The 14,177-nt window shown below is 66.6% G+C and carries 12 protein-coding genes; 2 read left to right on the top strand and 10 right to left on the bottom strand.

The genetic code is table 11. From position 1 onward, the window contains the following. Positions 1-202: 202 nt before the first annotated feature. The 5 genes from ACWIGM_RS19345 to ACWIGM_RS19325 all read right to left on the bottom strand — a co-directional run bounded on the left by ACWIGM_RS19345 (position 203) and on the right by ACWIGM_RS19325 (position 6,404). Positions 203-2,074 (bottom strand): DUF2264 domain-containing protein, encoded by a 1,872-nt coding sequence (locus tag ACWIGM_RS19345; RefSeq protein ID WP_454027574.1) that lies wholly within the window; start codon positions 2,072-2,074, stop codon positions 203-205. 84 nt (positions 2,075-2,158) lie between these two features. Next, a complete protein-coding gene (locus ACWIGM_RS19340; RefSeq protein WP_454027573.1) occupies positions 2,159-3,442 on the bottom strand; it encodes an ABC transporter substrate-binding protein in 1,284 nt (427 codons plus the stop codon). A 47-nt stretch (positions 3,443-3,489) separates the two neighbouring features. Beyond that, a complete protein-coding gene (locus tag ACWIGM_RS19335; protein ID WP_454027572.1) occupies positions 3,490-4,572 on the bottom strand; it encodes an ABC transporter ATP-binding protein in 1,083 nt (360 codons plus the stop codon). A 34-nt stretch (positions 4,573-4,606) separates the two neighbouring features. Continuing rightward, positions 4,607-5,500, bottom strand: coding sequence for a carbohydrate ABC transporter permease (locus ACWIGM_RS19330; protein WP_454027571.1), 894 nt, complete (start codon positions 5,498-5,500; stop codon positions 4,607-4,609). Further along, positions 5,493-6,404: a carbohydrate ABC transporter permease gene (locus ACWIGM_RS19325; protein ID WP_454027570.1), complete on the bottom strand. Its 912-nt coding sequence runs from the start codon at positions 6,402-6,404 to the stop codon at positions 5,493-5,495. The genes ACWIGM_RS19330 and ACWIGM_RS19325 overlap by 8 nt, the downstream gene beginning before the upstream one ends. Before the next feature lie 128 nt (positions 6,405-6,532). On the opposite strand from ACWIGM_RS19325, the gene ACWIGM_RS19320 reads away from it, so the two are divergent. After that, the gene (locus ACWIGM_RS19320) at positions 6,533-7,732 is read left to right on the top strand and encodes a YyaL domain-containing protein (protein WP_454027569.1); all 1,200 of its coding nucleotides are present in this window, start codon (positions 6,533-6,535) and stop codon (positions 7,730-7,732) included. Between the two features lie 58 nt (positions 7,733-7,790). Next, positions 7,791-8,843, top strand: a complete 1,053-nt coding sequence (locus ACWIGM_RS19315) for a LacI family DNA-binding transcriptional regulator (protein WP_454027568.1) — start codon at positions 7,791-7,793, stop codon at positions 8,841-8,843. A gap of 383 nt (positions 8,844-9,226) precedes the next feature. Here the strand turns inward: ACWIGM_RS19315 and ACWIGM_RS19310 are convergent, their stop codons facing one another. Genes ACWIGM_RS19310 through tmk form a run of 5 tightly spaced genes read right to left on the bottom strand, consistent with a single transcriptional unit; the run spans position 9,227 to position 14,176 of the window. After that, on the bottom strand, positions 9,227-10,030 hold the full coding sequence (locus ACWIGM_RS19310; protein WP_454027567.1) for an MBL fold metallo-hydrolase: 804 nt from the start codon (positions 10,028-10,030) through the stop codon (positions 9,227-9,229). 15 nt (positions 10,031-10,045) lie between these two features. Next, complete coding sequence (locus ACWIGM_RS19305) at positions 10,046-10,846, bottom strand: TatD family hydrolase (protein WP_454027566.1); 801 nt, start codon at positions 10,844-10,846, stop codon at positions 10,046-10,048. Next, positions 10,846-12,405, bottom strand: a complete 1,560-nt coding sequence (gene metG, locus ACWIGM_RS19300; protein ID WP_454027565.1) for a methionine--tRNA ligase — start codon at positions 12,403-12,405, stop codon at positions 10,846-10,848. The genes ACWIGM_RS19305 and metG overlap by 1 nt, the downstream gene beginning before the upstream one ends. A 23-nt stretch (positions 12,406-12,428) precedes the next feature. Beyond that, positions 12,429-13,499: a DNA polymerase III subunit delta' gene (locus tag ACWIGM_RS19295; RefSeq protein ID WP_454027564.1), complete on the bottom strand. Its 1,071-nt coding sequence runs from the start codon at positions 13,497-13,499 to the stop codon at positions 12,429-12,431. After that, complete coding sequence (tmk, locus tag ACWIGM_RS19290; protein WP_454027563.1) at positions 13,496-14,176, bottom strand: dTMP kinase; 681 nt, start codon at positions 14,174-14,176, stop codon at positions 13,496-13,498. The genes ACWIGM_RS19295 and tmk overlap by 4 nt, the downstream gene beginning before the upstream one ends. Position 14,177: the final 1 nt, after the last annotated feature.

Genomic DNA, 14,177 nt, shown 5'->3' with positions numbered 1-14,177 from the left:
TGAGGTCTTCGCAAGCGAAAAAGAGCAGGAGAAGACCATCATACAGACAGTCTTACATCTTGCTTCTGCCCTATAACGCTAGCCGTGGGCCTGACCGGTGTCAACTCCAGCGCGGCAGCCCGGCTGGCGGCCGCAGGCGAGGGGATTATCCATCGCATCCTTCGCCTTCGAGGCGCGGAGAACGCGGCTCCAGGCTTCCGGCTCAGCCCGGGCGGCGCATCAGGCTGATCGGCCGGCCGAGCCGTGCGATCCTGTCTTCGAGCATGGCCAGGTCCGGCGGTGTTCGCCGGCCTGTCTGGACGCAAGCGTCGAGCGCCGCCGAGCGCGGACCGGCGATCACGGCGCAAGCCAGGACCGAGCTCCCGACGGGCAGCTCTCCGACCAGCTGTGGGACCAGCGTCTTGGGTGCGACGAGATTGGTGTTGGGCGGGGCAATCTGGGCTTTGCCCTCGCGTCGGAGGCTTGGCGACAGATCGAACAGTGCCGACAGGTCGGCTGGCGTTTGGATGATTGCTTCGCCGGGGGCCGCGCGGTGTCCCTCGACAGGTCCTGGCGGACGCGGGACCGCGAAGCCGCCTTCGACCGTGACGAGCCGGCGCGGCGTGGTGACGCGATGCACCCGGACATGGTGGTCGTCCTGCCAGTACAGCCAGGTCTCGACCGCGACATCGGCATAGGGGCGCCAGCGCGCGAACAGAAGGTCGCCGGCGAGCAGCACCTCCTCGTTGTACTCGCGGAAGCGGTAATGCTGACCGTCGATGCTGAAGCCGATCATGTTGTCGAGCACGGCTTCCGACAGGCGTAAGGGGTCGCTCTCGATGCTGAAGCCGTAGCGTGCGGAATAGGCGAACTTCGCGTATTTCTGCGCGCCGAGGCGGGCCCAGCGATTGGTCGGCTCGGTCTGCTGGCCGCAGACCAGGGCGACGGCGTCTCCAGGCGGATTGGCCACCACCATGCCGGCGTGCTGCAGCACCGCGGGCTCGGGCCGTGGCGGGCAGGGCGCTTCCTCTGCCGCCCAGAACGGATGCTCCTCCGGCAGGGCAAGCGGCAGGAAGGCCTTGAAGGCCCAGTAGGGCGATTGCGGCGAGTTGTAGCTCTCGCACATATGCAGGTCGGGATAGCCGTAGCCGACGGGCAGGATGCCGTCGCGCTCGGCCATCGGGCGCTTTGCCCACCAGCGCAGATTACGCAGATAGAAGCCCTTGATCTGGCCCCAGGGCAGCGCCTCCTCGCCGATCAGGGCAAGCGCCCCCCAGAAACCGGCGATGGCGAAGCGGTAGGTCATCGAGCGCCCGAAGGCGAGAGCCGCGCCGTCATCGGCGAACCAGCGCGCAATGTCGGGCGCGATCAGCCGGGCGCGTTCGCGATAGGCCTCGGCATGTTTGCCGCCCTGCAGGGCCGCGAGCAGCGGTCCGTAGAAGTGGAAAGCGAAGGGGATGTAGTGGTCGGCGCGGCGGACATTGCCGTCGCTGTACCAGCCGTCGCCGAGATAGAACGCCTCGATCTCCTCGGCGTAGCGCTCGTCGAGCGAGTGGTCGTAATCGGCGCCGACGCTACCCAGCGCCATGCCGATCATCAACCGGAAGAACTTCCAGTTGTTGTCGGCGAAATCGCAAGCGTGGCCGCGCCGGAGATAGTCGGCGACCTGCGTGCGGGCGCGTGCGTCGAGAGGCTCCCAGAGCTTGTCGGGCACCAGGCGCAGGGCAAAGCCGATCGCCGCCAGTTCGACCAGGCGCTGGTCGACCTGGCCAGGCCAGCCCCAGAATTCCGGATGGTTGGGATCGCAGCCATTGGCGAGGCCGCGTGCGATCGGCTCCCAGTCGATCCAGTCGGCGCCTCCTGCCTGCGCCGGGGCCAGCCCCCAGAGCAGGCGGGCATAGCCCTCCATATCGGCTGGCGCCTGGTCGAAATGAGCGGCGGTAGGGGACAGGCGTATTCGCGCGCCGCCGGCGGAACGATAGCGTTCGACCGGCTCCGCCAGGGCGCGCAGCGCCTGTTCGACATCGGCGCGACTGCGCAGTGGGTTGCCGGACCAGGGACGGAAGAGCCCTTCCGGGTAGATGGTATCGCTCATGGTCACCTATCGCCGGCCGTGATGCGGGCGCCCGCTGTCCAAGCGGAGCGCCCGACCGGCGCTCCGCGATTGTCGTGCGCCGCGCTACGGCTTGATGATGCGCAGGGCGTCGGCGAGCAGTTGCTCGCCGGCCTTGGTCGGGCTGAGCTGTCCGAATGCGACCTTGTCGGCGATCGAGCGGAAGGAGCGTTCGTCGAACTCGGCGGTGCCGAGCGGGTAGGGCGGCGGATAGGGGACGACCCGCCCCTCGATCGCCTTGAGATAATCGAGGACCTTGCGTTCCAGCGGGTCGATCGTCGGCGCAATCGCCGCCATGACATCGAGATTGACCGGGGCGCCGCGCTCGACCCCGAGCACCTTGCCCGCTTCGACGTCGTTGATGAAGAAGTCGATGAAGCGGGCGGCCAGCTCGGGCGACTTGGCCGTGCTCGCGATCGACCAGTGCAGGCCCGGCCGATAGAACAGGCCGGACGGCGTGGTTTCGCTCTGGACCGGTAGCGACGTGATGTCGAGCGGTGATTTGGCCACCGCCTGATAGGCTGCCAGGAGGTTGGAGTAGGACAGCGTCATGACGGCGTTGCCGCGCGCCATCTGGTTGCTGTCGACATTGGCCTTGTCGAGGGCCTGGACTTCGGCATTGGCGCAGCCGCCTGCCTTGGCGAGCGCGTCCCAGTAGGCGAACCATTCGGCGCCGTCCTTGGCGTCGAAGCCGGGCCGGCCTTCCGGCGTGAAGATGAGCTTGCCGCGCTGGAGGAGCCAAGACTGGAAGGTCTGCATGTAGCGCGAGCAGTTGCCGACGGCCCATACGTTCTTCTTGCCCATCGCCTTGGTCAGGTCGACGCAGAGCTTGGCGAACTGGTCCCAGGTCGTCTTGGCCGTGGGCGGCGCGATCCCGGCCTCCTTGAACGGCTCGGCGTGATAGAGCAACGCGAAGGCGTTGAGCGATAGGGGCATGCCGGTGACCTTGCCGTCGACCGTGCCGAGCGCCAGCACGCCGGGCGAGAGCCGGTCGGTCCGGATGATCTTGCCGAGATAGTCGTCGAGCGGCCGGGTGGCGCCGCGGCGGCTGTAGTCGGGGAAGCGGCCGGGCTCGAGCTGGTAGATGTCGGGGGCATTGCCGCCGGCGATCATGGTCGTCAGCTTCGACCAGTAGTCGGCGCCGCCGACCTCGCCATTGATCTTGACCCCGGCATTGGCAGCCTCGAACAGCCGGGCAGCGCCCAGCGTCCGTTCCGTGCGGGTGGGCGTGCCCCACCAGTAGAGGCGCATGACCGTCTCGGCGGCCAGGGCGTTGAAGCCGGCGGCCGGGGCGAGGGCGGTGGCGCCGAGCGCCAGGCCACCGCGCAGGGTGTCGCGTCTGCTGAGCATGTCTCTCTCCTCCCTGAATATTGTTGTTGTCGTCGTTGGTCCCGGGTTCAGCTGTTCAGGCGCAGTTCGTCCGTTCCGAAGAGATGGCAGCCTCCCGCCATGGTGCCGACCGGCAGGCTGTCGCCGGCGCTGATCCGGCGCTGGCCTTCGAGCACCACATTGAGCGCCTGGCCGTCGGCGAGCCTGCCATAGGCGATGGTCTGGCCGCCGAGCTGCTCGACATGGACGATCGCGAGCGTGCCGAGGTCGATCTCGGCCGTGCCTCCCGCCACCACATGTTCCGGCCGAACCCCGAGCGTCAGAGGCTCGCCGGCATCGAGGCCGCGTTGGGTGGACATGGTGAACCGGTTGGCGCCGAGCGCAATCATGGCGGCATCGCCGCTGCCGTTCGCAGCGGTGACGTCGAGAAAGTTCATCTTGGGCGAGCCGATGAAGCCCGCGACGAAGCGGTTAGCCGGCTTGTTGTAGATGTCCAGCGGCGTACCATGCTGCTCGACGATGCCGGCCCGCAACACCACGATCCGGTCGGCCAGCGTCATCGCCTCGACCTGGTCATGCGTGACGTAGATCATGGTCGCGCCGATGTCGGCATGGAGCTTGGCGATCTCGACCCGGGTCTGGACGCGCAGCTCGGCATCGAGATTGGAGAGCGGCTCATCGAACAGGAAGATCTTCGGGTCGCGCACGATGGCGCGGCCGATGGCGACGCGCTGGCGCTGGCCGCCCGAGAGTTGCCGTGGCTTGCGCTCCAGCAGCGGGCTGATCTGCAGGATCTCGGCGGCCTTGCGCACGCGCCGATCGATCTCGGCCTTCGCCATCCGCGCCGTCTCGAGGCCGAACGACATGTTCTTGTAGACGCTCATATGCGGATAGAGCGCATAGGACTGGAAGACCATGGCGATGCCGCGCTGCGCGGCCGCGGTCTCGTTCATCCTGATGCCGCCGATCGACAATTCGCCATCGGAGATCGGCTCGAGGCCGGCGATCATCCTGAGCAAAGTCGACTTGCCGCAGCCGGACGGGCCGACGAAGACCACGAACTCGCCGCTCGTGATCGAAAGATCGACGCCGCGGATGACCTCGACGGCGCCGAAGCGCTTCTGAACCTGCGTGAGCGATAGCGTGGTCATGTCAGCTGTCGTCCGGTGGGGCGAGGGGGGCGGGTCATCGCTTCATCCCGGTCGTTGCGATGCCCTCGATCAGCAGTCGCTGGAACATCAGGAACAGGATGAAGATCGGCAGGACGGTGAGCGTCGACATGGCGAAGAGCGCGCCCCAGTCCGATTGCCCGGCGGAGTCGACGAAGGTGCGCAGGCCGAGCTGCGCGGTGTATTTCTCGATGTCGTTCAGATAGATCAGCGGCGCGAAGAAATCGTCCCAGGTCCAGATGAAGGAGAACACCGCTGCGGTCGCCAGGACCGGCGTCGACAGCGGCAGGATCACCTTCAGGAAGATGCGCAGCGGTCCGCAGCCGTCCATCACCGCCGCCTCGTCGAGCTCGCGCGGGATGCCGCGGAAGAACTGCACCATCAGGAAGACGAAGAAGGCGTCGACGGCGAGGAATTTCGGGATCGTCAGCGGCAGGATCGTGTTCACCCAGCCGAGCTTCAGGAACATGATGTATTGCGGGATCAGCACGGCATGCTGCGGCAACATCAAGGTGCCCAGCATCATCGCGAACCAGAAGCCCCGGCCCCGGAAGCGCAGCCGCGTGAAGGCATAGGCCGCCATCGCGCAGGAGAGCAGGTTGCCGGCGACGACCAGCAGCGAGATCAGCAGCGAATTGAGGAAGAGCTGGCTGAAACCGACGCTCAAACCATTCCAGCCGCGGCGATAGGCGTCGAAGGTTGGAGCCTGCGGGATCAGCGAGGTCGAATGGAAGATCTCGGAGTCCGGCCTGAGCGAGCTCGCCACCATCCAGAGCAGCGGATAGAGCAGCACGAAGGTCACGGCGAGCAACAGCGCGTAGGCGAGGGCACGCCGTAAGGGCGAGGCGATCTCGGCCCGGCTCGCCGCGGCCGGCAATGCGATGACGGGAGCCCGGACCACCTCAGTCATCATAGTGTACCCAGTAGCGCGCCGACAGGAACGAGAGCGCGGTGAAGACCGCGATGATCAGCACCAGGATCCAGGCCAGCGCCGAGGCGTAGCCGAAGCGGAAATTCGTGAAGGCCTCCTGGTAGAGGTAGAGCGTGTAGAACAGCGTCGAGTCGATCGGGCCGCCGGTGCCGTCGCTGATCACGAAGGCCGAGGTGAAGGCCTTGAAGGCGTCGATCGTCTGGATGACGGCGTTGAAGAAGATCACCGGCGTGAGCAAAGGCAGGGTGATCTTGAAGAACTGCCGGACGGGCTGGGCGCCGTCGATGCTGGCCGCCTCATAGATGTCCTGTGGAATCTGCCGCAAGCCCGCGAGGAAGATGATCATCGACGAGCCGAACTGCCAGATCGCCAGCAGGACGAGCGTATAGAGCGAGGTCGACGGGTTCGCGATCCAGCTCGGACCCTCATAGCCGAACAATGTGTGCAGGGCCTGGTTGAGCAGCCCGTCTCCGGCGAAGACCTGGCGCCAGAGTACGGCGATCGCGACGCTGCCGCCGATCAGCGAGGGCAGGTAGAACACCGCCCGGAAGAAGGAGAGGCCGGTCAAGCCCTTATTCAGGGCGACTGCCACGCCGAGGGCGAAGAGCAGCTTGAGCGGCACCGACAGCAGCACGAAGGTGAAGGTCACCGTCATCGCGGTGATGAAGCGCGGATCGTCGGTGGCGATCCGCCTGTAGTTCTCTATGCCGACCCAGTTCGGCGCCGATAGCCCGCTATAGTCGGTCAGCGACAGATAGAAGGATGCGGCGACCGGGCCCAGCGTCAGCAGGAGGAAGCCGAGCAGCCACGGCAGCAGGAAGCCGTAGCCGGCGAGGTCGTCCCGCTGGACGGCGCGCACGTTCGCAGCTGCGGCGTTCGACATGGCTCCTCCCCAGGGCCTCGAATGTTGGTAAACGATAGGAAAGAAAAATATCTGCAGCAATAGAAATTTTCGTTATTGACGAAATTAATTTGTTGATGCGAAAAATGCGCGTCCCAGGGAGAGCAGCGATGCGCATCGAGCCAAGCACCTATTTCTCGACGGTCGAGGCCGCCACCGCCGCCAGGCGCGACACGCGGCCTTACCAGGAGGCGCTGGAGCGCTGCGTCGCCAAGCTGCGCCAGACGATGCTCGTCATCGGGCTGCGCAATCCCAAGATCGGCCTGCCCGACAACAGCTGGGTCTATTGCGGACCCTATGACTGGGTGGTCAGCTTCCAGGCGGGGCAGCTCTGGCTGGCGCTGCAGTTGACGGGGGATCCGGTCTTCCTCAACGCGGCGCGGGCGCGTCGGGCGGTATTCCGCGGCATCCTCGCTCATCAGAATGCGCAGAACCACGATCTCGGCTTTCAGTTTTCGCTGAGCTGCGTCGCCGAATGGCTGATGACGGGAGACGGGGAGGCGCATGAGATGGCGCTCGCTGCGGCAAGGCAGCTGGTCGCCCGCTACCGCCCGGACGGGCGCTACATCCAGGCCTGGAATGCCAGGCAGGTTCATTCCCAGCGCATGCAGGCCGAGTTCGCCAATGGCCGGATCATCGCCGACACCATGCAGAATCTCGCGCTGCTCTACTGGGCCCATCGCGAGACCGGCCGGGCGGATTTCCGTGAAGCGGCCGATGCCCATGCGCAGACCACGCTCGAACACATCGTCCGGCCGGACGACACGTCCTTCCATACCTTCGTCTTCGACATCGCCAGCGGCAAGCCGCTGCGCGGCGAGACCCATCAGGGCTATGCCGACGCTTCCTGCTGGTCGCGCGGCCAGGCCTGGTTGATCCACGGCTTCGCGCAGTCAGCCTTGACGACGGGCAACCTCGCCTATGCCGAAGCGGCCCGGCGGCTCGCGGCCAAGGCCGAGGCGCTGATGGAGGGGGACTCCGTGCCGGCCTGGGATTTCGGCGCGCCGGACCAGCGCGGGACGCATCGCGACAGTTCGGCCGCCGCGGTCATGGCGGCGGGCGTCTATCTGCTGGCGGACCAATCCGAAGCGGGGGAGGCGGCACGCTGGCGCGGTCTGGGTGACCGGCTGCTCACCGGCCTGCTCGATCACTGCGACCTGACTCGTGATCCAAAGGCGCTCGGGCTCCTTGCCCATGGCGCTTCGCATGTCAGGGCCGGCTATGCCGATACGATGCTTCCCTATGGTGATTATTACTTTATGGAGGCGTTGATGCGCTCGCTCGGTCACGACCAGTTCTTCTGGTCGTGACCGGGCGCTCCATTCCCTGTCTCTCCCATTGCGGGAGCGGTCTGCAGAAGTGGCCCGAATGAGTGACGACGAGACCCTGGCGCCGACCCTGCGCGACATCGCCGATGCGGCGGGTGTCTCGGTCGCGTCCGTCTCCAAGGTGCTGAACAATCGCGGTGGCGTCAGCGACGAGAGTCGCCGCCGGATTCTCGGCCTGGCGGAGCAGCTGGGCTATCAGGGCAATCGCAGCGCCCGCTCGCTGCAGAAGGCTGGTGTCGATGGCGCGGTGCTCGTCATTCCGGCGGAGGCTTACTCGAACTCGCAGTTCTATGAGGGCGTCGTCCAGAGCGTCATCACGGAAGCTGCGGCGAACTCGCTGAAGCTCGATGTCCGGCTGACCTCGCATGCCGATGGCCGGGTCATCGCCGAGCTCGACGAATTGCTCGCCGCGCGGCCGGGCGCCGTCATGGCCGTCGGCATGGACGACCCCGCCGTCATCGACAGGCTCGTCGCCTCGAAACTGCCGGCGGTGCTGGTCAACGGCATGGACCGGACGATGCGGCTCGATTGCGTGCTGCCCGACAACTGGAGCGCCGGCTGGCTGGCGACCCGGAGGCTGCTGGAGGCCGGCCACCGGCACATCGTGCATGTGGCTTCGCGGCATCGCCTGTCGATGCAGCGCCGTCTCGAGGGCTTCAAGATGGCGCTGGAGGAGGCCGGGATCGAGTTCGACCCCGACAGGCACCTGATCGACCTGCTCCAGATGAAGGTCGAGCTACCCCAGGCGCAGCGCGCGATCAGGCAAGCCCTCCAGGATGGGCGCCTTGACGGCGTGACGGCGTTCTTCTGCGCGACCGACGTGGTCGCGCTCAGCGTCATGCAGGGGCTGCAGAGCGAAGGGGTCAGGGTTCCCGACGACATCTCCATCATCGGAATCGACGACATCTCGATCGCGACCAACAGCCGACCACCTTTGACCACGATCCGGATCGATCGCGGCGAGCTCGGGCGGCTCGGCGTGCAGTCCCTGATGCGCCGGATCGCCGATCCCGAGGCCAGTGTCCTGCGCGTGAACATCGGCGTCAGGCTGATCGAGCGGGCGACCATCGGCCAGATCCCGCCCGCCGCTTAGCTCTGCCGGCCGGGATGTCGAAGCCGGCGGGTCGCAGCGTCGATATCGCCGGGCAGGGCAACTCGGCGAGCTTCGCAGTGTGCGCAGTCGGCCTACGATCGGCATGAGACTCCCAACCGCACAGCTACGCATGTGATTCGCATAAGACATATTATGGAACTTAAATTGATGCTCGGAGATCCCCGAAGCGCCGACCTGTCATAGGTCGATCCGTATTCGGCCACCTTGATCGGTTCGAGGAAAACCACGGTCCCACAGTGACTTGCCTGTCGTCTCTTGCTCTGCCTGTGAGATTGGCCGCTTGAATATCGCATCGCCCACCGCGCCATCGACGATCTGCGGCAGCAGCACTGTCCAGGCCGCGATCGTCTCGCGGTAATCGTCTAGCTCTCGATCGTCAGCTGCATGCCATCGAACGCAGGCTCGATGTTCGCCGGCAAGCGCTTGGCCAGGCTGACATAATCGAGATCGACATGGAGGTTGGTCAGGATCGCGCGGCGCGGCATCAGCTGCGCGATAGCCTCCAGGGACTGCTCCAGATTGAAGTGGCTCGGATGCGGTGATTCACGCAGGCAGTCGAGCACCAGCACGTCGAGCCCGCCCATCGCCGACAACGATTCCGGCGGGATCGCGCTGACATCCGGCGCGTAAGCGAAGCCGCCGAAGCGGAAGCCGAGCGCGTCATAGTTCGGGCCGTGCTCGAGCCGGAACGGCAACGCCTCGATCGGCCCACCCGGGCCTTCGACCACAAGCGGCTCGCCGGCCGCGAGCGGCGCAAGGTCGAGGATCGGCGGATAGAGGCTGCCCGGCGGCGTCTCGAACAGATAGGCGAAGCGCTGGCGAAGCGTCGCGCCGGTCACGGCGTCGGCATGCACCGGAATGCGCTTGCGCATATGCAGGACGAGCGCGCGCAGATCGTCGATGCCATGGGTGTGGTCGGCGTGATCGTGGCTGAACAGCGTCGCATCGAGCCGGTTGATCCCGGCCGACAGCAACTGCTCGCGCAGGTCCGGCGTGGTGTCGATCAGCACGCTCGTCGTGCCACCCGGGCTGCGACGTTCGACCAGGAGCGAGCAGCGTCGCCGCCGGTTCTTCGGCTCGGCCGGATCGCAGGCGCCCCAGCCAGAGCCTGGCCGCGGCACGCCGCCAGATGAGCCGCAGCCGAGGATGGTGACGGTCAGGCTCATGCGGCGCGGCTTGCCTCAGGCGACCTGCGCCACAGGGGCAGCGTGGTCCATCTTCCAGTAGCAGCGCCGGGCATTGTCCGTTGTGATCCGGGAGATTTCGTCGAAGGAAACGCCCTTGACCTCGGCCAGAACCTTTGCAGTCTCAACGACATAGGAAGGTTCGTTGCGCTTGCCGCGATAGGGCGTGGGAGCAAGGTAGGGCGCGTCGGTCTCGACCAGCAGATGCTCCAGCGGGATGTCGCGGGCGATATCGCGCAACGCCTGCGAAGTCTTGAAGGTCAGGATGCCGGAGAAGGAGACATAGAGCCCGAGCTCGACGCCGGTGCGGGCCAGCATCTCGCCCGCCGTGAAACAGTGCAGGATGGCGGGGAAGGCGCCCTTCCCCATCTCCTCGCGCAAGATCGCCGCCATGTCCCCGTCGGCTTCGCGCGAATGGATCACCAGCGGCAGCTGGGTCTCGCGAGCCGCGGCGATATGGGTGCGCAGGCCCTGTTCCTGCGCCTCGCGCGGGCTCTTGTCGTAGTGGTAGTCGAGCCCGGCCTCGCCGATGGCGACGCAGCGCGGATGACGCGACAATTCGGCCAGCTGCTCCGCCGTCACGTCGAGTTCCTCATGGGCACCGTGCGGATGCGTGCCGACCGTGCACCAGACCGATGGGAAACGCTCGGCCAGCGCCGCATAGGTGGCAAAGCGGCCGACGCGGGTCGAGATCGTTACCATCCGGCCGACGCCGGCCGCTTCGGCGCGGCCGACGTATGACCCGATATCCTCGGCGAAGTCCGGGAAATCGAGATGGCAATGCGTATCGATCAACATCAGGCGGTCTCGCTGCCTTCCGGCTCGACATAGCGCGGGAAGACCGCGCTCGGCGCCGGCAGGGCGGTGCCCGAGGTGAGACGGCCGGCCTCGCCAAGCGCGGCGAAGTTGCGGGCTTCCGCCGGAACCGCGAGCAGATCGAGCAGCTTCGCCATGGCCTGCGGCATCACCGGCTGGGTCAGGATCGCGACCTGGCGGATCGTCTCGATCGTGACGTAGAGCACGGTATCGCGCCGGGCCGGGTCGCTCTTGGAGAGCTTCCACGGCTCGTTGTTGGCGAAATAGCGGTTGGCCTCGGCGACCACGGCCCAGATATCGGCCAGCACGACGTGCAGGGCAAAATCCTGCATGGCCGCGCGCGTCTTCGCCAGCAGCCCGTCGGCCTGCGCCAGCATGGCGCGATCGCCTTCCGTCAGCGTGCCAGCAGGCGGCACCCTGCCCTCGCAGTTCTTGGCGATCATCGACAGCGAGCGCTGCGCGAGGTTGCCGAGATCATTAGCGAGGTCGGCATTGATGCGCCCGACGATCGCCTCGTGGCTGTAATTGCCGTCCTGGCCGAAGGAGACCTCGCGCAGGAAGAAATAGCGCAGCTGGTCGACGCCATAGATGTCGGCGAGCGCGAACGGGTCGACGACATTGCCGACCGATTTCGACATCTTGGCGCCCTTGTTCAGCAGGAAGCCGTGGCCGAAGACGCGCTTCGGCAGCGGCAGCCCAGCCGACATCAGGAAGGCCGGCCAGTAGACCGTGTGGAAGCGCACGATGTCCTTGCCGATGATGTGGACATCGGCCGGCCAGTAATGCCAGCGCGGATCGCTCTCATCCGGGAAGCCGCAGCCGGTGACGTAGTTGTTGAGTGCGTCGACCCAGACATACATCACGTGCTTTGGATCGCCCGGGACCGGCAGCCCCCAGTCGAAGGTGGTGCGGCTGATCGAGAGGTCCTCGAGCCCGCCCTGGACGAAGGAGACGATCTCGTTGCGGCGCGTCTCCGGCGAGACGAAGTCCGGCACATCGCGATAGAGCGCGAGCAGTCTGTCCTGATAGGCCTTGAGGCGGAAGAAATAGCTTTCCTCCTCGACCCACTCGACCGGCGTGCCCTGCCCGCCCAGGCGCGTGCCGTCAGGCTGGAGGGTGGTCTCCTCCTCGCCATAGAAGGCCTCGTCCCGGACCGAGTACCAGCCGGAATATTTGGCGAGATAGATGTCGCCATTGGCCTCCATCCGGCGCCAGAGCTCCTGCGTCGAGGGCAGGTGATCGGCGTCGGTGGTGCGGATGAAGCGGTCAAAGGAACAGCCGAGCCGCTGCTCCATCTCCTCGAAGCGCGCGGCGATGCCGTCGACGAAGTCCTTCGGCGAGAGCCCGTTCTGCGCAGCGGTGCGTTGCACCTTCTGGCCATGTTCGTCGGTGCCGGTCATGGCGAAGACGTCATAGCCGTCGAGGCGCTTGAAGCGGGCGATCGCGTCCGCAGACACCATCTCATAGGCGTGGCCGATATGCGGCGGGCCGTTGGTGTAGTGGATCGCGGTCGTCAGATAGAACTTCGGGGCCGAGGCCATGGTCTGTCCGGTATCAACTGGTTTCAGGCCGCGCGCGAGCGGGAAACCGCCTCCGACAGATCGTGAAACAGCGACATGACGAGGGGGCGGCGATCGAGATTATAGGTTTCGACCTCGTTCGCGGCGCGTGCAAGTCTCTCCCACACCTCCGCGAGGGGCGCAAGCCGGGCGGGCCCGGCGGCGGCATGCGCATGAAGGTGGGCGCCGAGCCAGCCCTGCACGGTTTCGATCATCACATGGAAGTCGGCCTCACCCGCCCTGCCCGCGACATCCTCGCCGAGCGCCAGCAGCGCGGTCAGATCGACCGAAGGCAAGGCGTCGAGCCGCGCCCTCACCGCCTCGACCAGCGCCAGCGTCTCCGGATCGACATAGGTCAGGGCGCGCTTGACCGAGCCCTCGGACAAGGCTGCGGCGCGCCCGAGCGCAGAGGCATCGTAAGGCAGGCGCATGCGCTCCAGCGCGATCGCGCCGGCCTGCGCGACGTCATCCTCGCCGAGCGACTCGAAGGACAGCAGCCGGCAGCGCGAGCGGATCGTCGGCAGGACACGACCGGGCGCATGCGCGACGATCAGGAAGAGACAGCGCGGCGGCGGCTCCTCCAGCAGCTTCAGCAGAGCGTTAGCGCCCGGCCGGTCGAGATCCTCGGCGGAATCGACGATCGCGACGCGCCAGCCGCCCTCGCCCGCACTGGAGCCGAAGCGGTCGATGATCCGGCGCACCAGGTCGACCGGGATGTTGCTGGTGAAGCTCTTGCCGTCCGGCTTGGCGATACGCCGCAGCAGATGCAGGTCGGGATGTGACTGCGCCGCGATCTTGCGGGTGGCACCGTCCGTTTCCGGCACAGCGAGATCACGTGAGCCTTCCGCGCGACGCAGCGGATCGCCATCGGCCAGCATGAAACGGGCGGCGCGATAGGCGAAGCTCGCCTTGCCGACCCCCTCGGGGCCGCCGAGCAGCCAGCCGTGGTGCATGCGGCCGGAGCGCAGCGCCGTCAGGAGGGCTTCTTCCTGGCGCTGGTGGCCGATGAGTGCCAGCGTCTCGCGCGGATGCGGGGCGTTCGGCAGGCGGTCGGGTTCGTTGCTCGATTCGATCATGCCAGCGCAATCTGCGGCAAGGGCAGCCGGCTGGAAAGCGCGTCCCAGGCATTCTCCGCCAGCTCCTCCGGCGCGAGGCTGGCGTCGAGTACGACGCAGCGCTCAGGCTCGGCGGCGGCGATGTCGAGAAAACCCTGGCGCAGGCGGCGATGGAAGCTGATCGTTTCGCTTTCGAAACGGTCTGTCACCTCGCCCGGCTGCCGGCGGCGGGCGGCGCGCGCCAACCCGGTCTCCGGTGCAAGATCGAGGATGAAGGTCAGCTCCGGCATCAAGCCCGCGATGGCGACGGCTTCGAGCGCCGAGAGCTTGTCGGCAGCGATCTCGCCGAGCGTGCCCTGGTAGACGCGGGTCGAATCGATGAAGCGGTCGCAAATCACCCAGGCGCCGCGCTTGAGCGCCGGCCGGATGCGGCTGTCGACATGGTCGATGCGGGCAGCCTGGAACATCAGCGCCTCGGCGAAGGCGCCATACGGCTTGATCCTGCCAGAGAGTAGGGCTTCGCGGATGCGCTCGGCCTTGGGCGAGCCCCCGGGCTCGCGCGTCAGCTCGACCGCGAGGCCGTGCTCTTCCAGCCGCGCGGCGAGCGCCTTTGCCAGGGTCGACTTGCCGGCCCCCTCCCCGCCTTCCAGCGTGATGAACTGCCCGGCCGGGCGCGCAGTCGCCTTCGTCCTGGCCACG

This window comes from Allobosea sp. NPDC055332 (genome assembly GCF_053645455.1).
This window is presented reverse-complemented; position numbering and strand designations above follow the sequence as displayed.